The sequence below is a fragment of the Granulicoccus phenolivorans DSM 17626 = NBRC 107789 = JCM 15570 genome (genome assembly GCF_000423085.1).
GTDB lineage: Bacteria > Actinomycetota > Actinomycetes > Propionibacteriales > Propionibacteriaceae > Granulicoccus > Granulicoccus phenolivorans.
Window position 1 is genome coordinate 161,866 of sequence record NZ_AUHH01000007.1, and the last position, 22,951, is coordinate 184,816.

The 22,951-nt window shown below is 70.1% G+C and carries 20 protein-coding genes and 1 pseudogene; 9 read left to right on the forward strand and 12 right to left on the reverse strand.

All coding sequences use genetic code 11. The annotated features are described in order from the left end of the window. Positions 1-49: 49 nt before the first annotated feature. On the reverse strand, positions 50-1,981 hold the full coding sequence (locus tag G531_RS0103195) for a hypothetical protein (RefSeq protein ID WP_145978741.1): 1,932 nt from the start codon (positions 1,979-1,981) through the stop codon (positions 50-52). A gap of 1,358 nt (positions 1,982-3,339) precedes the next feature. Here G531_RS0103195 and G531_RS20115 point away from each other — a divergent pair. Together G531_RS20115 and G531_RS0103205 are read left to right on the forward strand one after the other, a co-directional pair. After that, entirely contained in the window at positions 3,340-4,020 is a 681-nt protein-coding gene (locus G531_RS20115) for an AzlC family ABC transporter permease (RefSeq protein ID WP_051214980.1), read from the forward strand. After that, positions 4,017-4,349, forward strand: coding sequence for an AzlD domain-containing protein (locus tag G531_RS0103205; protein ID WP_026926142.1), 333 nt, complete (start codon positions 4,017-4,019; stop codon positions 4,347-4,349). The genes G531_RS20115 and G531_RS0103205 overlap by 4 nt, the downstream gene beginning before the upstream one ends. Here G531_RS0103205 and G531_RS0103210 read toward each other — a convergent pair. Further along, positions 4,346-5,461: a CaiB/BaiF CoA transferase family protein gene (locus tag G531_RS0103210; RefSeq protein ID WP_026926143.1), complete on the reverse strand. Its 1,116-nt coding sequence runs from the start codon at positions 5,459-5,461 to the stop codon at positions 4,346-4,348. The genes G531_RS0103205 and G531_RS0103210 overlap by 4 nt on opposite strands. Positions 5,462-5,474: 13 nt before the next feature. Further along, positions 5,475-6,236: a 3-hydroxyacyl-CoA dehydrogenase gene (locus G531_RS0103215; RefSeq protein WP_026926144.1), complete on the reverse strand. Its 762-nt coding sequence runs from the start codon at positions 6,234-6,236 to the stop codon at positions 5,475-5,477. Positions 6,237-6,377: 141 nt separating this feature from the next. Between G531_RS0103215 and G531_RS0103220 the strand changes: the two genes are divergently transcribed. Beyond that, on the forward strand, positions 6,378-7,166 hold the full coding sequence (locus G531_RS0103220) for an enoyl-CoA hydratase-related protein (protein WP_026926145.1): 789 nt from the start codon (positions 6,378-6,380) through the stop codon (positions 7,164-7,166). A 9-nt stretch (positions 7,167-7,175) separates the two neighbouring features. On the opposite strand, the gene G531_RS0103225 is transcribed toward G531_RS0103220, so the two are convergent. From G531_RS0103225 to G531_RS0103235, 3 genes are all read right to left on the reverse strand, one after another. Continuing rightward, the gene (locus G531_RS0103225; protein ID WP_026926146.1) at positions 7,176-7,799 is read right to left on the reverse strand and encodes a TetR/AcrR family transcriptional regulator; all 624 of its coding nucleotides are present in this window, start codon (positions 7,797-7,799) and stop codon (positions 7,176-7,178) included. A 110-nt stretch (positions 7,800-7,909) separates the two neighbouring features. Further along, positions 7,910-8,491, reverse strand: coding sequence for a hypothetical protein (locus G531_RS0103230; RefSeq protein ID WP_145978742.1), 582 nt, complete (start codon positions 8,489-8,491; stop codon positions 7,910-7,912). Between the two features lie 120 nt (positions 8,492-8,611). Next, positions 8,612-8,887 carry a hypothetical protein gene (locus tag G531_RS0103235; protein ID WP_026926148.1) on the reverse strand — a complete coding sequence of 92 codons (276 nt, stop codon included), beginning with the start codon at positions 8,885-8,887 and terminating at the stop codon, positions 8,612-8,614. Between the two features lie 136 nt (positions 8,888-9,023). Here G531_RS0103235 and G531_RS0103240 point away from each other — a divergent pair, with 136 nt between their 5' ends. The 6 genes from G531_RS0103240 (at position 9,024) to G531_RS0103265 (ending at position 14,608) form a co-directional block, all read left to right on the forward strand. After that, positions 9,024-9,491, forward strand: a complete 468-nt coding sequence (locus G531_RS0103240) for a GyrI-like domain-containing protein (protein WP_051214981.1) — start codon at positions 9,024-9,026, stop codon at positions 9,489-9,491. After that, positions 9,488-10,102 (forward strand): dynein light intermediate chain family protein, encoded by a 615-nt coding sequence (locus tag G531_RS0103245; protein WP_026926150.1) that lies wholly within the window; start codon positions 9,488-9,490, stop codon positions 10,100-10,102. The genes G531_RS0103240 and G531_RS0103245 overlap by 4 nt, the downstream gene beginning before the upstream one ends. 83 nt (positions 10,103-10,185) lie before the next feature. Beyond that, on the forward strand, positions 10,186-11,487 hold the full coding sequence (locus G531_RS0103250; protein ID WP_026926151.1) for a ferric reductase-like transmembrane domain-containing protein: 1,302 nt from the start codon (positions 10,186-10,188) through the stop codon (positions 11,485-11,487). 60 nt (positions 11,488-11,547) lie between these two features. After that, positions 11,548-12,312 carry an FAD:protein FMN transferase gene (locus G531_RS0103255; protein WP_026926152.1) on the forward strand — a complete coding sequence of 255 codons (765 nt, stop codon included), beginning with the start codon at positions 11,548-11,550 and terminating at the stop codon, positions 12,310-12,312. Positions 12,313-12,331: 19 nt separating this feature from the next. Further along, positions 12,332-13,870, forward strand: a complete 1,539-nt coding sequence (gene glpK, locus G531_RS0103260; RefSeq protein WP_026926153.1) for a glycerol kinase GlpK — start codon at positions 12,332-12,334, stop codon at positions 13,868-13,870. 159 nt (positions 13,871-14,029) lie between these two features. Next, the gene (locus G531_RS0103265) at positions 14,030-14,608 is read left to right on the forward strand and encodes an NADPH-dependent F420 reductase (RefSeq protein ID WP_026926154.1); all 579 of its coding nucleotides are present in this window, start codon (positions 14,030-14,032) and stop codon (positions 14,606-14,608) included. 45 nt (positions 14,609-14,653) lie between these two features. Here G531_RS0103265 and G531_RS0103270 read toward each other — a convergent pair whose 3' ends face one another. The 6 genes and pseudogenes from G531_RS0103270 to G531_RS20130 all read right to left on the reverse strand — a co-directional run. Then, the gene (locus G531_RS0103270) at positions 14,654-16,048 is read right to left on the reverse strand and encodes a class II fumarate hydratase (protein ID WP_026926155.1); all 1,395 of its coding nucleotides are present in this window, start codon (positions 16,046-16,048) and stop codon (positions 14,654-14,656) included. A 101-nt stretch (positions 16,049-16,149) separates the two neighbouring features. Beyond that, complete coding sequence (gene dnaN, locus G531_RS0103275; RefSeq protein ID WP_026926156.1) at positions 16,150-17,307, reverse strand: DNA polymerase III subunit beta; 1,158 nt, start codon at positions 17,305-17,307, stop codon at positions 16,150-16,152. Between the two features lie 94 nt (positions 17,308-17,401). After that, a complete protein-coding gene (locus tag G531_RS20120; protein ID WP_145978743.1) occupies positions 17,402-19,273 on the reverse strand; it encodes a PhoX family protein in 1,872 nt (623 codons plus the stop codon). 247 nt (positions 19,274-19,520) lie between these two features. Further along, on the reverse strand, positions 19,521-20,915 hold the full coding sequence (dnaA, locus tag G531_RS0103285) for a chromosomal replication initiator protein DnaA (RefSeq protein ID WP_026926157.1): 1,395 nt from the start codon (positions 20,913-20,915) through the stop codon (positions 19,521-19,523). Between the two features lie 297 nt (positions 20,916-21,212). Next, entirely contained in the window at positions 21,213-22,520 is a 1,308-nt protein-coding gene (locus G531_RS20125) for a patatin-like phospholipase family protein (protein ID WP_051214983.1), read from the reverse strand. A 188-nt stretch (positions 22,521-22,708) separates the two neighbouring features. After that, positions 22,709-22,951 (reverse strand): annotated as a pseudogene (locus G531_RS20130) (hypothetical protein); the annotation flags it as partial.

The window sequence follows — 22,951 nt, forward strand, 5'->3', positions numbered from 1 at the left end:
CCCTCATCTTTCCTCCGGACCCGACCCTCCCCCCGGGCCGCTGGGACGGTCAGCCGCGGATGTGCTCCACCGCGCGGGACACCGACAGGATCGCCGGCCGGATATAGCTCGGTTCGATCATGTCGGAGACCGACAGATCCAGGGCGTAGCGCCGGTCCTGGGTGACCGCGGCCCAGGCGTCGACGTCGGTCAGGTTCAGCGCCAGCCGGACCCGCTCGGCGGTGGTGCTGGCATCGGCCCAGCGCTGCTCGAGGTACTTCCCGCCCCGGCCCAGCTGCAGCCCCTCGGTGAGGAACCGGACCAGGGCCGCGGTGTCGAGGGCCTCGGTCAGGATCGCGGCGGCCTGCTGCCCCCGTTCCATCGGGTCCAGCTCGGAGTCGTCGCAGACCAGCCAGGCCCGATCCAGGCAGCGCTGCACCGGGTCGATCCAGGCGCGGGTGACCACCGATCGGCCCTCGGCGGGGACCAGGCCCAGCGTGGTCGCCCCCTGGGCGCCGGCCAGGTCGGCGAGCCGGTCCGAACAGGTCAGCAACACCACCTGGGCCCGTTGCCCGACCGGCTTCAGCGCGGTCAGGGCCTGCTGGCACTCATCCAGATTCGCGGTCTGCAGCGGGTCCTCGATCACGATGAAGCCGAACGGGGACGGCTGGGCGGCATTGCGTACCTGCAGGGCCACCAGCGCATACGCCAGGTCGACGTCGGGCAGCGCGGCCAGTTCGGTCAACAGCTCGGTGGCCGCCTGCAACTGCGGGCGATGCGCATTGAGTCCGCGGGTACGCCGGTAGCTCTCTCGCCAGGTGTCGACCTCGTGGCGCACCGTGCCGCGGCCCGCCTCGACCCGCGCGGCCTCCTCCTGCCAGGCCCGGGTGGTCTCCACCAGCACCGGATACTGGGTGCGCAGCTTCTGCGCGAGGACGCCGGGATCGGTCTCGGGCACCAGCCACTCCCGCCAGGCCTCGGCCGCCGCCGGTTGGCTCGCCAATGCCAGGTCGGTCTGCCCGAGATAGCGCGGCGGGGTGCCCACCACCCGCCACGCGGACGCCAACGCCTGGGGCAGCTGCAGCGACGCCGCGGGATCCCGCTCCATTTCGGCCGCCACTCGCTCCAGTTCGGTGGCCGCCTGGTCCACGACCGTGTCACGGGGCAATTCGATCGCGGCGATGCCCTCAGCGGTGCGCGGCTGCCCCTCGTGCATCGTGCGCACCCGATCGAAGGAGCGATCGTCGATGTCGTCGCCGAGCTGGGCCGGCAGCAGATCGGCCAGCAGCTGCCACTGGGGCTGGCCGTCCTCGGTGAGGACGGTGGTCAACCGCGTGCGGACGGCCTCCTCGGTCCGGATCTGGGTGCTGTGCTCATCGAGCAGGCGGGTGAGCAGCTCGATCCCCGCGGCGACCCGGTCGCGGCTCTCCCGCTCGTCGCGGAAGGGCAGCACCGGGCGGCGCAGTTCCGGGTTGTGGCCCCACTGCAACGCCTCGATCCCGGTGTTGCTGCCGCGACCGCGGTGCACGTGGCGCTGCGGGGATTCCAGGGTGTCGGGATGCTCCCACTCCACGATCAGCTCGTGCCGGGAGACGGTGGCTCCGTCGAGTTCGACGGTGATCCGCGGAAAGTCCCGCTGGGCGCCGGACTGCGCCGGGTCGGACTTCGCCGGCGCGCCGGCCGGCGTACGCCCCGGACTGGGGTGTTCGGTCCCGGTCACGGCCAGGTCGGTCGCGGTCGCGAACAGATGGCCGATCGCCGGGTCGGACACGTGCACCACGTGCAGCCCCGGGACCGGGGCCAGCTCCAGCGCGGAGCGCGCCTCGATCGGCCGGACCCCGGAGATCTCCAGGCGACGCAGGTACGCCTGCGGCCCGCCCACCGCGGTCGACTCCTCCCAGAAGAAGTCGGGGATCGACCCCTGAACCGCGGCCACCGCCAGCGCGAGCACGGTCGGGTCTGCGGTCCGAATGGATTCGGGGATGGCTCTTTGTCCAGTCATGTTGCTCCTGCGAGTGGACTGTCGATCGGACCGGCGGCGTACGGTCGGGTCCATCCTGCCCGGTTCGGGCAAAACTTGCGCGCCGACCCGCTCTCCCGGCCGCGGTGTGCGGGCACGCCACGGTCCGGGCACCGGTGGATCATCCATCCGGGATTCGGTCGATCATTTTTTCTAGGATTGTCTATCTTGAACAGAAGATACCCTGAGAGAGCCCTATCGGGGTGGACTGGTTCGCGGGCCGAGTTCGACGGCGCGGGTTGGATTCGTGTCCGCGGGCACTGCAGGGACCGCGGGCCAGACGTGGAACCGCCAGCAGCCAGGACAACCCGCGTACCGCCCGGACAACCCGCGTACCGCCCGCGGCATCCGGGCACGACACGGTCCGGGCACCGGTGGATCAGCCATGGGGGATCCGGTCGATCACTCTTTCTAGGGACATCTACTATCAACAGAAGATGTCCTGATGGGGCACTAACGGATTGATTCGGGTACGCGGGTCCAGTTCGGCGGCGCGGGCTGGATTCGTGTCCGCGGGCGCTGCAGGGACCGCGCGCCATACGTGGAACCGCGAGCAGCCAGGAGGACCCGCGTACCGCCATGTGCACCCACGTACCGCCCTGTGCACCCACGCGCCGCCAGGAGCACCGCGATCAACAGACTTAGCGGCGCGGGTCATGTCCGGGTACGCGGGTCCAGTTCGGCGGCGCGGGTTGGATTCGTGTCCGCGGGCGCTGCAGGGACCGCGGGCCAGACGTGGAACCGCGAGCAGCCAGGACAACCCGTGCACCGCCCGCGGCGTCCGGGCACGTCACGGTCCGGGCACCGGTGGATCAGACACCGGGATCCGGTCGATCACTCTTTCTAGGGACATCTACTATCAACAGAAGACACCCTGAGAGAGCCCTATCGGGGTGGATCGGTACGCGGGCCGAGTTCGGTGGCGCGGGTTGGATTCGGGTCCGCGGGCGCTGCAGGGACCGCGGGCCCAATGTGGAACCGCCAGCAGCCAGGAGGACCCGCGTACCGCCAGGACAACCCGCGAGCAGCCAGGACAACCCGCGAGCAGCCAGGACAACCCGCGAGCAGCCAGGACAACCCGCGTACCGCCCGGAGCACCCGCAAGCCGCCCCCTGAACGCCCCAAAGACCGACAGAACGTGACCCTTGATCGAACCGCACGATCGCGCCGTCGACACTGCTATTTCCCTGTATAGAAAAGTTCGCAGAAACAGGGAGACTCCATGATCGTCTCCCGATGATCGGACGCGATCGGGTCCTATCCACCTCTCTAGAGTCTTCCTTAGACAAAGACATATGGTCCGATCGAGCAAATCCACCGATGCAGGTTAGAGTGACGCGGTGCCCTCGCCGTCCACCCGCCTCACGCCTGCCGTCCGGTCGGGGCTGTCCATCTCGGTGGCGGTCGGGCTCTACGGCATCTCCTTCGGCGCCCTCGCGGTGGCGGCCGGCCTCAGCGTCGCCCAGGCCTGCGCGCTGAGCCTGCTGATGTTCACCGGCGGATCGCAGTTCGCCTTCGTCGGCGTACTCTCCGGTGGCGGAACGTTGGCCGCGGCCACCTCCGCGGCCTCCCTGCTCGGGGTCCGCAATGCGATCTACGGGGTGCAGTTGTCCGCCCTGAGCCGCCCCTCGCCGCGCCTGATGCCGCTGCAGGCCCACCTGACCATCGACGAATCGATGGCCACCGCGACCGCGCAGACCGATCCGGCCGAGATCCGCCGCGGGTTCTGGACCGCCGGGGTCGGCGTCTACCTGCTGTGGAACCTGTTCACCCTGCTCGGCGCCCTGGCCGGGGAGGCCCTGGGTGACCCCAAGGTCTGGGGGCTGGACGGGGCCGCGGCGGCCGCCTTCCTCGGGCTGCTGTGGCCGCGGCTGAAGGGCCGCGAGCCGATCGTGGTGGCGGTGGTCTGCGCCTTCCTCACCATGCTCGCCGTGCCGTTCGTGCCGGCCGGCGTACCGATCCTGATCGCCGGGGCCGGAGCGGTGGCCTGCTGGCTGCTGATCGAACGGACCCACCGATGAACGCCCTGGGCAACCTCGAGGTCTGGCTGTGGATCGCAGTCGCCTGCGTGATCGCGTACGCCACCAAGCTGGCCGGTTACCTGTTGCCGCGCCGGTGGCTGGCCCGACCCTGGGTGATGCGGGCCAGCCAGATCCTCACCGTGGGCCTGCTGACCTCGCTGGTGGTCACCAACACCGTGGTCTCCGGGACCCACCTCACTCTGGATGCGCGCCTGCTCGCCGTCGGGGCGGCCGCGGTTGCCCTGGTCCTGCGCGCCCCGTACCTGGTGGTGGTGATCGTCGGCGCCGCCGCGGCGGCGCTGGGCCGCTGGGCCGGGATCGCCGCCTAACGATCGGTCGGCGGGTGGGACAGCCAGTCCGCCAGCACGGCCGCGGTGTCGGCGCCCGGCGCCGGGGGCGGGGTCGGCACGGCCGGCTCGGGATGCTCGGAGAATCGGGGCGCCGCCGCGGCCTGCGACACCCCACCCCACTCGACCAGGCTGCCCCGGGCCGCCAGATGCGGATCCTCGGCGGCCTCGGCGAAGGAGCGCACCGGGGTCACACAGGCATCGGTGCCCGCGAACACCGCGGTCCACTCCTCCCGACTCCGCGCGGCGAACGCCGCGGTGAACACTGCCCGCAGGTCCGGCCAGTTCGCCGGATCGTCGCGCTCGGGGAGATCCCCGGGGGCCAGCCCGAGACCCGCGAGCAGTTCGGCGTAGAACTGGGGCTCCAGGGCCGCGACGGCGACATAGCCACCCCCGGCACAGGCGTAGGTGTCGTAGAACGGGGCGCCGCCGTCGAGCAGATTGGTCCCGCGCTCATCGCCCCACAGCCCCATCCCGCGCCAGCCCAGCACCAGTTGCAGGACGGTGGCGGTCCCGTCGACCATCGCCGCATCGATCACCTGGCCGCGACCGGTCCGGCCACGCTCCAGCAGCGCCGCCAGTACGCCGATCAGCAGCATCAGCGATCCGCCACCGATGTCGGCGACCAGGTTCAGTGGCGGAACCGGACGCTCGCCCCGGCGCCCGATGGCGTACAGGCCCCCGGTCAGCGACAGGTAGTTCAGGTCGTGCCCGGCGGTGTGCGCCCGGGGACCCTCCTGGCCCCAGCCGGTGATCCGGCCGTAGATCAGCCGCGGATTGCGGACCCGGCAGTCCTCCGGGCCCACCCCGAGCCGCTCGGCCACCCCGGGGCGGAATCCTTCGATCAGCACGTCGGCGCGCTCGATCAGGTCCAGCACCAGGTCCCGGTCGGCGGGGCTCTTCAGGTCGGCGGCCACCGACCGGCGTCCGCGCAGCAGCCAGTCCACCGGCCCGGCTTCGGCCCCGGGCGGTACCGGGCGATCGATCCGTACGACGTCGGCACCCAGATCGGCCAGCACCATCGCCGCGTGCGGGCCGGGACCGATCCCGGCAAGTTCGACGACCCGCAGGCCCGCCAGCGGCCCGGGGTTCATCGCGCCCGGGCCGTCATCGCGCCGCCATCCGGATCGCGCCGTCCAGGCGAATGGTCTCGCCGTTGAGCATCGGGTTCTCCGCGATCTGGGTGACCAGCAGCGCGTACTCCCGCGGGTTGCCCAGCCGCGCGGGATGCGGCACCTGCTGGCCGAGCGATTGCCGGGCCTCCTCGGGCAGCCCGGCCAGCATCGGGGTTTCGAACAGCCCCGGCGCGATCGTGTTCACCCGGATCTGGGTGGCGGCGAGCTCCCGGGCGATCGGCAGGGTCATCGCCACCACGCCGCCCTTGGACGCCGAGTACGCCGCCTGCCCGATCTGGCCCTCGAATGCGGCGACCGAGGCGGTGTTGACGATCAGGCCGCGTTCGCCGTCGAGCACGTCCAGTTGCTGCATCCGGGCCGCGGTCAGCCGGATGACGTTGAAGGTGCCCAACAGGTTGATCTCCAGCACCCGCTGGAACACCTCCAGCGGGAACGGCCCGTTCTTGCCGACGACCCGGGCGGCATCGCCCACCCCGGCACAGTTGACCACCACGCGCAGGTCGCCGAGGTCGTCGGCCACCCCGATCGCGGCGGCCACGTCGGCCTCCCGGCGCACATCGGCCGGGGCGAACCGGATGTCTGCTCCGCTCTCCCGGGCTATCTGCGCGCCCGCCGAGGTCGGCAGGTCGAGGATCACGACCTTGGCCCCCTTGGCCTGCAGGGCCCGCGCGGTGGCCAGGCCCAGGCCCGACGCCCCTCCGGTGACCAGCGCTACCTGTCCGGAAACATCCATCGAGAACTCCCTCATCACGCGGCCCCCCGTTGGGCACTTAGCGAGCGCTAGATCGACGCTAGCACGTACGCTGGGTCCGGCAACGGGGCTCCCGGGCACCGTTGCGACCCGAATCCGAGCGACCCGAACACAGGAGGACCCGTGGGTGAGACCGTACGACAGGCGCGGCTGACGATCCGGCGGGAGGGGGGCGTACGCACGCTCACCATCGATTCCCCCGAGACCCTCAATGCCGTCGATGAGGCAACGTTGACCGCCCTGGCGCAGGCGGTCGCCACCCCGGATCCCGAGGATCGGGTGATCGTGCTGCGCGGCAGCGGCCGGGCCTTCTGCTCCGGGGCCGACCTCGGTGCGATCGCGGACGCCGACAATACCGGCGCCCCGACCCTGGATGCGGCCAATCGCCTGGTGCTGGAGCTGACCCGCTCACCCCTGCCGGTGGTCTCGGTCATCCAGGGCCCGTGTGCGGGGATCGGGGTCTCCCTCGCGCTGGCCGCCGATCTGGTGGTGGCCTCCGCCGCGGCGTACTTCCAGCTCGCGTTCGCCCGGGTGGGGCTGATGCCCGACGGGGGCGCGACCGCTCTGGTGGCCGCCTCGATCGGGCGCGGTACCGCACTGCGACTGGCTCTGCTCGCGGAGCGGTTGAGTGCAGCGGAGGCGCTGAGCCTCGGCCTGGTCGCCCGGGTGGCGCCGGCCGAGGAGTTGGAGTCGGTCGTGGCCGAAGTGGTGGCGACCCTGGCCGGCGGCCCGGCGGCCGCCCTGGCCCGGACCAAGGCGGCGATCAATCAGGCCACCCTGCCGCATCTGCCGGCGGCCCTGGAGACCGAACGCGGCGGCCAGCTCGGGCTGCTGCGCGGCGGCGACTTCGTCGAAGGGGTGACCGCTTTCCGGGAGCGCCGGCCCGCGGTCTTCACCGACACTCCGGGCTGAGCGGGCCGGTCAGCCCGGCGCCGCGACTTCGCGGACGCCGACCATCCGCAGCACCAGCCGGACGTAGCGGGCCGCGATCTGCTCGGGGGGCTGCGGCCCGGTGGTCCGGTACCAGCGAGCGATCGACTGCAACATGCCCAGGATGGCCCGGACGGTGGTGGCCACGTCGTCGACGGTGAAGTCGCCGGCAGCCACGCCGTCGGCAACCACCCCGCGCACGGCGATCTCGATCCGGTCGCGGACCTCGGCATAGCGGGCGCGGGCCGGGCCGCCGAGATAGCGCGATTCGCTGGTGTCCACCACCGCGGCGGAGGCCTGCCGGGTCATCCACAGCACCAGGCACTCGGTCACGTGGGACAGCCGTTCCACCGGATCGGCTCCGTCCGCGGCGGCCAGTTCGGCGTACCGCGCGATCGGCGTCTCGATCTGCAGGAGCAGTTCGAGCAGCAGCCCTTCCTTGCTGTGGTGGTGGTAGTAGAGGGCCGGTACGGTCAGGCCGGCGCGCTGGGCGATCTCGCGTACCGAGGCGCCGTGGAATCCCCGCTCGACCAGCACCTCGAGGGTCGCCGACAGAATCGGGCTGAGGCTGGCCGGTACCTGGTGCCGCCAGTCATCCGGGTCGCTGCCGGTCATCGACCCTCCTGTCGGCTCACCGAGCATGTCGGGCCAGCATAGAGCGAACGCTCACTCCGGACGATGATCCCGGTCCGGATGACGACCGGGGGCCGGTGCCGGGACTGCGGTCAGAAGGACGCCGCCACCAGGCCGAACAGGACGATCAGCATGACCAGCGCAAGGCTGCCGACCAGGATCCCGACCAACAGCCCCGCGCCCCCGTGCCGCTGCTGCTGGAAGCCGATCGCGCCGGTGCTGAACTGGTTGTACGGCCCGGCGTAGAAGACCTCGACAGTCTGGCCCGGGGCAATGTTCACATCCATGGCCGCCTGACCGTACTGGCGCATCCACTGCATGTGGACCTGCAGATGGTGCCGGCCCGACGGGCACGGGATCACGTTGCGGCCGTAGCCGATCCGTACCGGATTGCCGTTGATGGTCAGCGTCGGCGGGACGAACGACTGGGTCAGCACACTGCCCTGTACGTTCAGCACCAGGGTGCCCAGGGCCTGCGGCGCCGGGGCGCCCGGCACAGCCATCGGTGGAGCCGCCGGCATGGTGTACGCGTTGCCGTCCGGCTCGACCGAACCCGGGCGGGGGTAGCCCTGCCACTGGGGATGGCCCGAAGATGCGGGATAGGTCGGTGGGGCGGGATAGTGCTGCGGTTGACCGGGCGGATAGGGCCCGGGCTGCATGGGGGGCTGCGTCATGGCGACCACTGTAAGCGGCCGGAGGCCGCACTGATCCGAACTGTAAGCGGCCGGAGGCCGCACTGATCCGAACTGTAAGCGGCCGGAGGCCGCACTGAGCCGAACTGTAAGCGGCCGGAATCAGCCCAGCAGCGCAAGCACCATCAGCAGGAACAGCAGGACGGTCGCGACCGAGAGCATGGAGATCATGATCATCCGGCCCCGTTCCTGCCACTGCACGGTGAGTACGGCGGGGTCGATCCGGCGGCCGTCGGCGGTCATCAGCTTGGGCCGGTAGCGGGCCGGGATCTCTTCGGGGTAGACCTCCAGCGGCTGCACCTGCACCGTGTCCGACCCACCGTTCAGGCCGTTCAGGAAGCGATCGAATTCATCGTCGGAGAAGGAAGCAGCAGGCATGCGGCTGAGTCTAGAAGGCAACAAACGGCAACTCCAAATCGAACAAAAGTTTGTCAAGGGTATTTATCGAACCTTTACAACAAATTTCGGTCACACCGGCGGGGTCACCGTCGGCCGGGCTGCCTAGGATTGCTGCATGAGCGTTCTGAGCAATCAGCAAGTGACCGATCGCACTGCCAGTCATGCCGCCGTCGTCCGGGACACCGTCCGTCGCGACGAGCTCGGCCCCTTCTATGACCGGGCCTTCACCCAAGTCCTCGAAGTGCTCAGTGCCCAGGGCCATGACCCCTCGGGCGCCGCTTTCGGGCACTACCTGGGCGTCCCCGGAGAGACCGTCACCCTCGAGGTGGGTTTCGAGATCCCCGACCCGTGCACGGCCTCCGGTGACGTGATTCCGGTCGAGTTGCCGGCCGGCAAGGTCGCGGTGGCCAGCTATTTCGGCGCCTACGACGGGTTGAGCCAGGCGTGGCCGGAGTTCGCCCAGTGGATCGTCACCCAGGGTCAGGAGCCGAGCGAGAACATGCTCGAGCTCTATGTCACCGAACCCACCGGGGAGAGCGACCCGAGCACCCTGCAGACGGACCTGGTCTGGTACCTGGCGTGATCCGCGGTATCGCGGCGGGGGCCCTGATTCTGGCGCTGGGCGGCCTGGCCGGGTGCTCCACCGGACCGGCCCAGCAGCAGCAGACCCCCAGCGTCAGTTTTTCTCCGCGCCAGGGACCCCAGGTGGGCGGTACGCCGCAGGCTCCGGCCCCCGGTACCCCGTCGGGCCCGGCGACGGCCGGCGCTTCGGCCTCACCGGGCTCGCCGACCGCGACACCCGACGGGGAACCGAACACCGGCGGCGCCCGGTTCGGCCAGACCACGACCTGGGAGAACGGTCTGCAGGTCTCCATCGGACAACCGCAGACCTTCGAACCGACCGGCGGTTCCGGTGGCGGCAAGTTCACCGACCGGATCGTGCTCGAGGTCCGGGTGACCAACGGCACCGGGCAGCCGTACGCCCCGAGCAAGCTCGCCATCACCGCCCAGTCGGGTTCCGGCAACGGTGAGCCGATCACCGATCCGGGCCAGGGGGTGGCCCAGCCCGCCGAGGACATCCCCGCCGGAGGTGAGGTCACCTACAAGGTGGCCTTCGGCGTGGAGAACCGGGCCGACCTGCTGATCGTGGTCGATCCCGGGGACGGGCTGCCCCCGGCCGCCTTCACCGCCTGAGCCGTTCGGCCCCTGCGTGGATCCATACGCGGGCAGCAGCGCAACCACAGGCCGCACACAGGTGAGCGGCGAACTGTGGAGCCATGAACCGATCCGTGGCCCTGCAGCGCCGGGCGACCCAGCCGGCCGATCCCGCCGGGCCCGCTCCGACGGTCGAATCGTTCCGCGGTCCGCGCGGGGCGCTCCCGCCGGGCGTCGCCCCGGTGCGGGTGGCCGTGCCGGTGATCGGGGCGGGGCTGGCGGCGCTGGCCCTGCTCACCACGGTGGTGGCGTACCTGCGCTCGGGCACCGCCTCGATCGACACCACCGGTGATGTGCTCACCACCGTCGGGGTGCTGCTCGGTCTGCTCAGTGTCGCCGCGGCGGCGGTACTGATCCTGCTCGCTGTGGGCATTCCCGCGGTCGACGACCTCCTCGGCGCCGACCGGGCCGCCGCCGGGCGGCGCCTGTTGATCCTCTGGCTGCCGGTGGCCCTGATCGCCGAGGCCCTGCTGGTGGCCGGCGGGTACGCACTGGGCGACAACCCCGGCGCGCTGCACGACTATGCGTTGCTGCTCGGCGACCCGTGGTTCCGGGCCGGTTGGCTCACGCTCGGCATCCTTGCCGCGGCCACCGCGCTGGGCTTCGGCCTGGTCGGCCCGCTGGTGGCCAACCTGACCCACCGGCTGCGGGTGCACGCGGTGGCGCCCGGCGAACCGGGTGACCCCGGCGCGATCACCGTGTGGCTGTCCGGGCGCCGGGTCGAGGACCTGCTCGCCGGTGGCAGCCGGTATCTGCATGTGCGCCTGCTCACCCCGACCCGGTGGCGCCAGCAGTCCCGGTACGCCCTGGCCCGCGCCGCCGGTCGACTCGATGCCGAACACGGCCTGCTGGAAGTGACCCTGCGCCCCGCGCGGCGCACGGCCGGGAAACCCCCGGCACCGGTCCGCCCGGGCACCCGGGTCTGGTTCACCGGCCCGTACGCCCTGGTCACCAATCCCGCCCGGACGGCCCGCGACGTCGTGCTGGTCGGGATCGGACACGGCACCGCAGTGGTCCGTACGCTGCTGGAGACCCTCGACTTCGCCCCCGGCCACGCGACCGTGGTGATCCGCGCCACCAGCGCCGACCGGGCGTACCTGCTGCCCGAGATCCAACAACTGTGCCGCCGGCGCGGGGCCGGGCTGTATGTCCTGCTCGGCCACCGCGGTCGGTTCGGCGACGGCAGCCCGAGCTGGCTGCCGCTGGGCAAGCACGCCTTCCGGCTGCGCAACTTCGCCCCGAACCTGATCGACTCCGACCTCTATGTCTGCGGCCCGGCCGACGTGACCCGACTGGTCCTCGCCGACGCCCGCGCCGACGGCGTCGACCGGCGCCGGCTGCACTGGTCCCCCGACCTCGGCTGACCGCAGCCCACCCGGACCACCTTCCCCATCCACTCACCGAAAAGAAATCCGGAGCAACCCATGACCCAGCTCAGCACCAGGCCCGGCACCGTGAGCAAGTTCGCGCCCCTCGTGTTCACCGCGATGGACACCCTGATCGCGGTGCAGTCGCACACGCGGATCAGCCCGGACACCGCACTCGGGATCGAGGAGGCCTTCGCCGAGCGCGAGCAGCGGTTCAGCCTGCATCGCGACTCCGAGGCCCGCCAAGTGGCCCGCCATGAGCTGCCCCTGGACGCCACCTCCGCGGAGTTCCGGGCAACCTACTGGGCCGCGGTCGACTGGGGCGCCCGCACCGACGGCGCCTTCACCCCGCACCACCCGGCCGGTCACATCGACCTGTTCGGCATCGTCAAGGCCCTGGCCATCCAGGAGGCCGGCGACCTGCTGACCGCGGCCGGGCACCAGGACTGGCTGATCAACGCCGGCGGCGACCTGTGGCGGCACGGTCGGGCGCCGGTCGGCGAGGCGTGGACGCAGAATCTGCTCGATCCGGCGCATCGTCCCGCCCTGCTCGAGCAGTACGCCCCGCACGCCCGGCGCGCCATCGCCTCGGCCGGCGGCCGCGATCGCGGGGAGCACGTGTGGCGCCGTTTCGGGGACGCCACCTACCGCCAGGTCAGTGTCGCCGCCGACGACATCGTGGCGGCCGACGTGCTGGCCACCGCGATTCTGGCCGGAGGCGAATCCACCCTGGAGCTGGCGCTGGCGCACTGGGACATCGATGTGTTCGCCACCGGCCGGGACGGGCGCAGTTGGGTCACCCCGAGTACCCGGGCCGCCTGACAGGCGCTACGTTGTCGGGATGCAGCCCGACCATGTGCTCGCGATCGACCAGGGAACCACCAGCTCTCGCGCCATCGTCTTCGACCACGACGGGCAGATCGTGGCGACCGGCCAGAACGAACACCGCCAGATCTTCCCCCGCGCCGGCTGGGTCGAACACGACGCGGCGGAGATCTGGCAGCAGACCCGGCTGGCGATGTCGGAGGCGATGGTCCGCAGCGGCCTGAGCACCCGTCGGATCGCCACGATCGGGATCACGAATCAGCGCGAGACGACCGTGGTGTGGGATCGGCACACCGGCGTACCGATCCACCACGCGATCGTCTGGCAGGACACCCGCACCCAGGCCATCTGTGACCGACTGATCGCCGAGGACGCCACCCGCTTCACCACCGTGACCGGCCTCCCGGTGACCACCTACTTCGCCGGTCCGAAGATCGCCTGGCTGTTGGACCAGGTGCCCGGTGCCCGCGCGGCGGCCGAGGCCGGGGACCTGTTGTTCGGCACGATGGACACCTGGCTGATCTGGAATCTCACCGGCGGTGTCGACGGCGGCGAGCACCGCACCGATGTCACCAACGCCTCCCGCACCCTGTTGATGGATCTGCAGACGCTGCAGTGGGATCCCGAGCTGTGTCGACGCCTGGGGATCCCGCTGTCCATGCTGCCGCGGATCAGCTCCTCCAGTGAGGTGTACGGCACGGTCCGCGCGGAGACCCCGCTGGCCGGGCTGCCGATCACCGGCGTCCTGGGCGATCAACAGGCCGCCCTGTTCGGCCAGGCCTGTTTCAACCCCGGGATGGCCAAGAACACCTACGGGACCGGCAATTTCCTGCTGCTGAACACCGGCGAGGCTCCGATGCTGTCCCGCAACGGGCTGATCACCACGGTGGCGGCCCGGATCGGGGACCGTCCGGCGACCTATGCGCTGGAGGGTTCGATCGCGGTCACCGGGTCGCTGGTGCAGTGGCTGCGGGACAATCTGGGGCTGCTGGAGAAGTCCGCCGACATCGAGGAATTGGCCGCCGCGGTACCGGACAACGGCGGGGCCTATCTGGTGCCGGCGTTCTCCGGTCTGTACGCCCCCTACTGGCGGCCCGATGCCCGCGGGGCCCTGGTCGGGCTGACCCGGTTCGTCACCAAACATCATCTGGCCCGGGCCGCGCTGGAGGCCGCGGCGTACCAGACCCGGGACGTGGTCGACGCGATGAACAACGACTCCCGGGTGCCGCTGCGGGAGCTGCGCGTCGACGGCGGGATGACCGGCAACGAGCTGCTGATGCAGTTCCAGGCCGATCAGCTCGACGTGCCGGTGATCCGTCCCGCGGTCACCGAGACCACCGCGCTGGGGGCGGCGTACGCGGCGGGACTGGCGGTCGACTTCTGGGCCGACCAGGACGAGATCGCCCAGAACTGGCGCCAACAGAAAACATGGCAGCCGGGTGGATTGCCCGCCGAACGGGAGCGTCTTTATCGTTGTTGGCGCAAAGCGGTGACCCGCACCTTCGACTGGGTCGACGAGGACACCGTTCCCGCCACCGCCGAGGCGGACTCTTGATCGCAGGAGACACCACCCTTGGCGCCATCGCCGGTGGTGTCTCCTGCTCCCCTCTTCGGTCCCGAATCGGATTTCAAACCCGAAAAGATTGCGCAAGGGACTTGTTGAAGATTCATCTTCGCTCTATAGTTGAATCATCAAGAACTTCTGGAGGATGAAATGAGCGCAGTCAGCATCATCGGCACCGGCAACATGGCCAACGCGATCGGCGGGGTGTTCGCCAAGGGCGGCGCCGACGTCACCTACATCGACCGGGCCAACACCGGTTCGGCCCCGCTGGCCGGCGATGTGGTCGTCCTGGCCGTCCCCTATCCCGCACTCGCCGACATCGTCGCCGCCTACGGCGACCAGTTCGCCGGCAAGATCGTGGTCGACATCACCAACCCGCTGAACTTCGAGACCTTCGACTCCCTGGTCGTGCCGGCCGACTCTTCGGCCGCCGCCGGGCTGCAGCAGCAGCTGCCGACCGCGAAGGTCCTGAAGGCGTTCAACACCACCTTCGCCGCGACCCTGGCCGCCGGCAAGGTCGGGGACCTCACCACCACCGTCCTGATCGCCGGGGACGACACCGCCGCCAAGAACACCCTGGCCGGGCTGGTCACCGCCGGCGGGCTGCAGGCCATCGATGCCGGGGCGCTGTCCCGGGCCCGCGAGCTGGAGGCGATGGGCTTCCTGCAACTGACCCTGGCCGCCGGGGAGAAGATCACCTGGACCGGTGGGTTCGGCGTCGTCCGCTGACCCGATCGGTTACCTCAGCCCCGGCGGTCAGCTCGGTTCGGTCAGTCAGCTCGGTTCGGTCATGGACAGCACGTCCAGGGCCCGATCCAGCTGCTCCTCGGTGAGCCGCTCACCGTCCACGAAGCCCAGATCGATCACGGCTTCGCGGACGGTGAGATTCTCCGCCAGGGCGTGCTTGGCCGCCTTGGCCGCGTTCTCATACCCGATGTAGCGATTCAGCGGGGTCACGATCGAGGTCGAGGATTCCGCGTACCGCTTGGCGGTCTCGACGTTCGCCTCGATCCCGTCGACGCATTTCTCGGCCAGCAACCGGCTCACATTCGCCAGCAGCCGGATCGACTCCAGCACATTGCGGGCGATCAGCGGCAACATCACGTTCAGTTCGAAGTTGCCCTGGCTCCCGGCGTACGCCACCGCGGCATCGTTGCCGAACACCTGCCCGCAGACCTGCACGGTGGCCTCACAGATCACCGGATTGACCTTGCCGGGCATGATCGAGGAGCCCGGCTGCAGATCGGGAATCCGGATCTCGGCCAGGCCGGTACGCGGCCCCGACCCCATCCAGCGCAGGTCGTTGGCGATCTTGGTCAGGCTCCCGGCGATCGTCCGCAGCGCCCCGGACGCCTCCACTAGACCGTCGCGGGCCGAGGCCGCCTCGAAATGATTCTCCGCCTCGGTCAGCGCGAGCCCGGTTTCGGCGGCCAACTTCTCGATCGTGGCCGCGGCGAACCCGGCCGGCGCGTTGATCCCGGTGCCGACCGCCGTCCCGCCCAGCGGCAGTTCGGCCACCCGGGGCAGCACCGCCTCGATCCGCACGATGCCGCGACGGACCTGCTGGGCGTACCCGCCGAATTCCTGCCCCAGGGTCACCGGGGTGGCGTCCATCAGATGGGTCCGGCCGGACTTCACCACCGTCGCGAAGCGTTCGGCCGCCCGCTCCAAGGATTCCGCCAGGACCGTCAGGGCCGGGATCAGAACCCCGGTGAGCTGCTCGGTGGTGGCCAGGTGCATCGCCGAGGGGAACACGTCATTGCTCGACTGCGAGGCGTTCACCACGTCATTGGGATGCACCGGGGAGCCGAGCAGCCGGCCGGCCAGGGTGGCCAGCACCTCGTTGGTGTTCATGTTCGAGGAGGTGCCCGAGCCGGTCTGGAAGACATCGATCGGGTACTGGTCCAGGTGTTGACCGGCGATCACCTCATCGGCGGCCCGACCGATCACCTCGGCCTGCTCCGCGCTGATCACGCCCAGTTCCGCATTGGTCGCCGCGGCCGCCTTCTTGATCCGGGCCAGGGCCACGATCAGGGCCGGGTCGATCGGCCGGCCCGAGATCGGAAAGTTCTCCACCGCCCGTTGGGTCTGTGCCGCGTACAGCGCCTGCGCCGGTACCCGGACCTCTCCCATCGTGTCGTGCTCGATCCGGAAGTCCTGCTCGCTCATCGCTGCCCCCTGTTCCGGTACGCCGACGGCGTACCTGTGCGGATCCGCGTACAGGCCGAATCTACGCGTCGACGCGGCGGCCCGGGAGGGCAGGGGTCGGCTCAGCTGGGGAGCCGGATCAGCATGATGACGTGCTTGTAATCGGTGTCGGGCTCGCCGTCGATCTCGGCCAGGCCGACGATCAGGCAGGGCTTGGCCGACTGGGTGAAGGAGAACTGGGCGAAGGGCCGATCCAGCGCGTTGAGCGCATCCAGCAGGAAGGCCGGGTTGAACCCGGCGGCCTTCAGCGGATCATCGGTGCCGTGGTTGCTGACGAAGGCGTCGACCTCTTCGTGGGCCTGGGCCTGGTCCCCGGTAGCCGCCTCCAGGGCGATCCCGTCGGAGCGCACCAGCATCCGCAGCGGGGTGTTCGACTCCGCCACCAGGGCCACCCGGCGCGCGGCCGCGATCAGTTCGGCGGTGTCCACCCGGACGGTGACCAGCGGCTCGATCTCCAGCAGCTGGCGGACCTTGGGGAACTCGTGATCCATCAGCCGCGTGGTGGACTGCCGCTGCCCGGCAGAGCCCGAGACCTGGAAACCGATCAGGCCGTCCTCGGAGTTGTCCGACAGCGCGATCGTGATCTCCTCGCCACTGGTCATCGACTTGGCGATGTCGGCCAACGTCTTCGCCTTGACCAGCGCCTCCATCGAGGCGTTCGGCGAGGCCGGGGACCAGGTGAGCTCCTTGTACGCCAGCCGGTACAGGTCGGAGGCCATCAGGCTCATCCGGTCGCCGTTGATCTCGACCCGGACGCTGGTGGTCATCGGGCGGGAGTCGGAGTCCCGTCGCGCGGCGACCGCCACCTGGCTCACGGCCTCGTTGAACACCGAGGTGTCCACGGTGCCGGCCACCGGCGGCATCGTCGGCAGCGCCGGGTACTCCGCCAGCGGCAGGGTCTGCAGCACGAACCGGACGTGTCCGCAGGTCAGCACCATCTTCGACTCATCGGCCTCGATCTCGACCGGGTGGTTCGGCAGTTGCTTGGAGATGTCGGCGAACAGCTTGCCCGAGACCAGCGCCTCGCCCTCGTCATGGACGGTGGCCGCGACCTGCACCTGGCCGGAGGACTCGTAGTCGAAGCCGGAGAAGACGATCCCGTTGTCGTCGGTACGCACCAGCAGGCCGGCCAGCACCGGCACGCTGGGACGCGACGGCAGAGTCCGCGCCACCCACTGGACGGCCTCGGCCAGCACGTCACGTTCGAGACGAATCTTCACGGTCGCTCCTGCCTGTTCCGAACCCGGGGCACTCCGGGGCTCGACGATCATACCCAGAAGTTACCCTGCCCCCACGTCGGGCCATCGGCGGCGGTCAACGGCCCAGCAGCGGGGCCTTCGCCGTGGTCCGGGTGAGGGCGATCACGGCCGGCCGGGCGGTGCCGGCGGTGCGAGTATCGGGCCAGGACTCACTCGGCGTGGGCAGGGTGGAGCCGCGGCCGGGGCTGGGGACGGCCGCGATCAGGGCGGTGCCGTCAGGGGTGGCGGTCAGCCCGGTCAGCGCCGATCCGCTCAGGCCGGCGACGAACCGGGACAGCAGGCCGCGCTGGGCCCCGGTGGTGACCAGGGCGGACAGTCCATCGACCTGCTCCGGCTTGCGCAGGGCCTCGGGTTGCCCCGAGGTGCCCAGCCAGGCGACGCCGGTGGGGTCGAAGGCGAGGCTGTCGACGGCGGCCACCGGGCTGCACCGGGCCGGGTCCAGACCGGCGAAGTACGGGTCGGATCCGGTATCGCTCGGGTCGCCGCAACGGACCGGGATCTCCCAGCCGAAGCTCAGCGCCGCCGGATCCCCACCGGCCTCGGAGACCGCGATCAGGTGTCCCCAGCGGTTGTTGCGGCGCGGGTTGGCCGCATCGGTAGTGGTCCGGTCCGGGTCGCCGGACAGCGCCAGCCAGACCTGACCGTCGCCCGGGCGGACCGCCGTGGCCACTGGGGCATCCAGGGCGGTGGCCCCGACGGCCCGGGCGGCCTCCCGCGTACGCAGCAACACGTCGGCGGGATCGGTGAACGCGGGCGCGGCCAGGGCACCGGTGCCGTGGGTGAGCGGGAGCCAGGCCCCCGAGCCGCCGGGATCGAAGCGGGCGGCGTACAGGGTGCCCCGCTCGAGCAGGTCGGCATTGCCCACCCGTCCGGCGCTGATGAACTTGTACCAGCAGTGACCGGTCTGGGCGTCGGCGGTGTAGACGACCACGCGACCGGTGCCCGAGACCCGGACGGTCAGTCCGCTGTGCCGCAGCCGGCCCAGGGCGGTGTGCTTGCGTACGGTGACCGGCTGCGGGCCGGGGTCGACCTCGACGACGTAGCCGAAGCGGCACAGCTCCTGCGGTTCGGTGCTCAGGCTGAACCGGTTCTGCTGCAGCCGCAGGTCGGCCTGAGCGATGTCGGTACGCGGCTGGTAGCTCTCCAACTCGCGGCGCAACGGCTCGGGGTAGCGGTCCCGGGTGAAGTCCCCGAAGAACCGGTCGGCGGTCGTCTCCCCGGCCAGGAAGGTGCCCCAGGGGGTCGCGGTCGCGGTGCGGCTGCCGAGCAGTCCCTCGGCGCGGGTGCCCTGGGGATCGAAGCGGGTACGCAGGCTGGGATGGCCGGCCAGCGGACCGGTCAGGAGAATCGGATCGGTGCCGGTGACCCGCCGATTGCGGGGGCTGTCGAGAACCGGAACCCACTGACCATCGCCACCGCGGGTGACCTCGAGCACGGTGCCGCCGACCGCGGCGAGCTGGATCGCGACCTGGTCGGGGGTCGGTCGACCGCGGGCATAGTCGGCGAACATCAGGGTCGGATCGGTCCCGGCGTGACTGACCCACAGCAGGGCCCGGTCCTGGATCGGGGTCTGGGCATCCAGCGGCAGCAGGGCCGTGGCAGCGGGTTCGTAGCCGGCGCTCAGGCGTTGCCGGGACTCGGTCTGCGCGGCCAGGTCGAAGCTGCCGGCACCGGCGAGTACCGGATCTCCCCAGCCGAGCAGGACGCGGTAGGTGTACTCCGGCGGCAGGGTCAACGCGCCGGGCCGACCGGTGCCGACCGCGGCGAAGGGCAGCGCCGAGGGTTCGGGGGTGGGGGCCGGCGTAGGAGTCGGACTCGGGTCGGCGCTCGGTGCCGGGGCGGGCGTACAGGCGGCCAGGGTCAGCGACACTCCCGCTGCCAGCAGGGCCCGGCGGGAGAGCTGCCCGGTGCGCATGCACAATTCCACCGGCAGCTCCTTAGATTGAATCTCGGTAATTGTAATTCAGTAGTCGTCATAGCCGCTGTGGATACTGGGGATAACCCAGGTTTCGGCTTGTCGGCGTGGGTTTGACGGTGTGCACGCCGACGTGGACGGATCGAAATGACACGATTGTGAGTTGAGGATGAGTGCCTGTGCACAACCGGGCGTCCACAGCTGATCCCCAGTTCTCCACAGGCGTACACAGCACAATTGTGTGCGGCCCGGACCGGGCTCAGCCGCGCTGGGCCTTCTGCTTGATCCGGTTGGTGAGTTCGGTGACCTGGTCGTAGACCGCGCGGTTCTCACTCATCATCTTGTTGATCTTCTTGGCCGCGTGCATGACGGTCGTGTGGTCCCGGTTGCCGACCTGCTGACCGATCTTGGGCAGCGACAGATCGGTCAGTTCCCGGCACAGGTACATCGCGATCTGGCGGGCCTGGGCGAGGTTGTGCACCCGTGACGGGCCGCACAGATCCTCGATGCTGACATCGAAGTAGGTGGCCGTCTCGGCCATGATCATCGCGGCGTTGATCTCGGTGGAGCCGCCGTCGGGCAGCAGATCCTTCAGCACCTGCTTGGCCAGTTCCATGGTCACCGGGGTCCGGTTCAGCGAGGCGAACGCGGTCACCCGGATCAGCGCGCCCTCGAGCTCGCGGATGTTCTTCTGGATCCGATCGGCGATGAACTCCAGCACGTCCAGGGTCACCGTGAGACGCTCCTGGGCCGCCTTCTTCTTCAGGATCGCGATCCTGGTCTCCAGGTCCGGGGCCTGCACGTCGGTGACCAGACCGGCCTCGAACCGGGTGCGCAGGCGCGGTTCGAGCGCCTCCAGCAGCCGCGGCGGGCGGTCGGAGGTCATCACGATCTGCTTCTGCGCGTTGTGCAGGGTATTGAAGGTGTGGAAGAACTCCTCCTGGGTCTGGATCTTCGACTCCAGGAACTGCACATCGTCGATCAGCAGCACGTCGACCTCGCGATAGCGCCGGCGGAACTCGGCGGTCCGGTTCTCCGAGATGGCGTTGATGAAGTCGTTGGTCATCTCCTCGGTGGAGACGTAGCGCACCCGGACCCGGTCGTAGTAGTTGCGGACGTAGTGGCCCAGGGCGTGCAGCAGGTGGGTCTTGCCCAGTCCCGAATCGCCGTAGATCAGCAACGGGTTGTACGCCTTGCCCGGCGCCTCGGCGACCGCCACCGCGGCGGCATGGGCGAACCGGTTGGAGGAGCCGATCACGAAGCTCTCGAAGGAGTACTTCGGGTTGAGCCTGGTCTCGGCCAGGGCGGGTTCCGCGCCGTTGTGGTCGGTGGGTGCGGGTTCGGCGACACTGATCGAGGCGGGCGACTCGGGCAACTCGGGCTGGTCGGCCAGCGAGGCGTCGATCACCAGGGCGATCTGGGCCTGGGTGCCGAAGTGTTCGGTGAGCGCGTTCTCGATCGGAACGCGCAACTTGGATTCGATCCGTTGCCGGGTGAAATCGTCGGAGACCGCGACGATGACGGTGGAGCCGTGCAGGGCCTGCGGGCTGCAGCGACGCAACCAGGCGCGGTGGTTCTGCGGCGCCTCGGCCACGGCGTGGGCCCAGGCTGCCGCCAGCCGTTCGTCCGGCACCGGTTGACTCTGGTCGCTCATGCTCACGCCGTTCCTTCCCTGCTCATCCACCGATGGTACGCAGTTGCCCACAAAGTTATCCACAGGGTGTGGGTATGCGAAAAGGGACGGGGGCCTGATCCGGAATCCGTCCGAGAGCCTGGCGCTCCGTGCCTCGACCACGATGCCTCGACCACTGCCGTGAGGTGCCATCCTTACACACCTGCCGGGACCGATGGGAAGGTATCCGCCTGATCGAAATCGCCCGGTCGTCAAGTCGACGCGCCGTACGCCTGCGGCAGGCAAGGTTAGCTACGAGTCAGTAGCTTCGCAAAACGGTCAGCGGGTGGACTCCGCCGGAATCGGGGGCCGGTCATCGGTGATCCGGACGCGGCGGGCCCGGCCGGCAGTGTCCAGATCGACCTTGACCCGGGCGCGGGTGCCGGGGCGGTCGCCGGCGCGTACCTGCCACTCCAGGTGTTCCCGGCACAGCCGGGTACGGCTGTTGTCCACGCGCAGGCCGACATCGGCGACGTACTGCCGGATCCGGTCCCGGTCGGTGGTCGGGGCCAGGGCGGCGTCGGGGTGGGTGGAGTCGAACTCGGCGTCGGGGGCGACGTGGCTGAGCAGTTGGTCGAGATCGCCACTGCGCCAGGCCTTCTCGAAGGCAACCCCGTGGATCTGTTCCTCGGCCTGCTCGCGGCCCAGGGCCAGCAGCTCCTGGATGAACGCCGGATCGCGATTGAGTTTGCTGGCCGCACCCCAGGTCATCGTCCGCCAGGTACGCCGCCGCTCCACCACCCGGACGACGCAGTGCTTCAGCGTCGGCGACGTGATTGTCCCGTTGGCCAGCCACTTATCGATTGCCTCGATGTGCGCGAGTTCCTGGAACAGGGAGAGGTTCCCGGCCAACTCGTTGCGTCGGCTGGTGATCTCCGCGGCGGTCTTCGGCTCCCGGGAGACCGTGGTGGGGTTGACCTGGATCACCCAGATCTCGTCGGGGTGCAGGTTGTGCAACTCCCGGATCGGTGGATTCTGGGAGAACAGCCCGTCCCAGTAGGTGCCGCCCTCGAGGTGCACCGAGCGGAAGAGGTTCGGGATGGCGGCGGAGGCGAGGATCGCGTCGGTGCAGATGTCGCCGTCCCGGCTGGAGAAGGCGCGAAAGTTGCCCCGCACCGCGTCGACGGCACTGAGCACCAGCAGCGGGGCGTCGGCCCCCAGCTCCAGCGCCCGGGCCTGGCCGGCGGCGACATCGACGGTCCCGTCGATGGTGCGGCGCAGCAGGTCGGAGGACCAGTCCGATCCCCCATGGGTGTAGGGGCTGGCCTGCGCCCGGGGCAGCCAGTCCTCCCACTGACTTGCCCACAGCAGGGACATGTTCAGCAACCGCTCCGCAGGCAGGGAGGCCGCGTTGTCCGTCCAGAAGGAGGTCAGCAGGTCCCCGGCGGTCTCGGGTCGACCGTTGATCAGGGCCGACCACGCGATCGTCGCGCAGATCGCCCCGCCGGAGGTACCGCTGAGGCCGATGATGTCGTAGTGCTCCAGCACATCGGGCTGCAGCAGACGTGACAGGACTCCGGCGGTGAAGGCAGTGTGGCTGCCCCCGCCCTGGCAGGCAATGGCGACGGTCCGCTTCGGGGTGGACATGCCCTGAGTTTAACCAGCAGCGGCGGCCCGGTCGGGGCCGGGCTGCGCGGCACGAGGCGGCGTGCGGGCCCGGGTCCGGCCATCGTGGTGCCTCACATGCAAGTCCCCGGATGGTGGGGGTCGTGCCTCACGTGGTTTTCCCCCGGATGGTGGGGGTCGTGCCTCACATGGTTTTCCCCGCGAAACAGTTAGCCGGCACGGGTCTTCAGGGCGGCGATGTCGGGGGCACGCCAGGTGACGTGCTGCCCGAGGCGTTGCGTCTTGCCGCCGGCGAGCCGGGTGAGGTCGTGCTGGATCGCGGCGATCTCGTGCGCGATCGCGGTCGGTTTCAACGTGGCCTTGTACGCGGCCAACTCGGCTTGTTGGGCCGGACTCAGCACCCCGGCAGCCAGGAGCCGCTGGTATGGGGACCGGGGCTGGTCATAGACCCG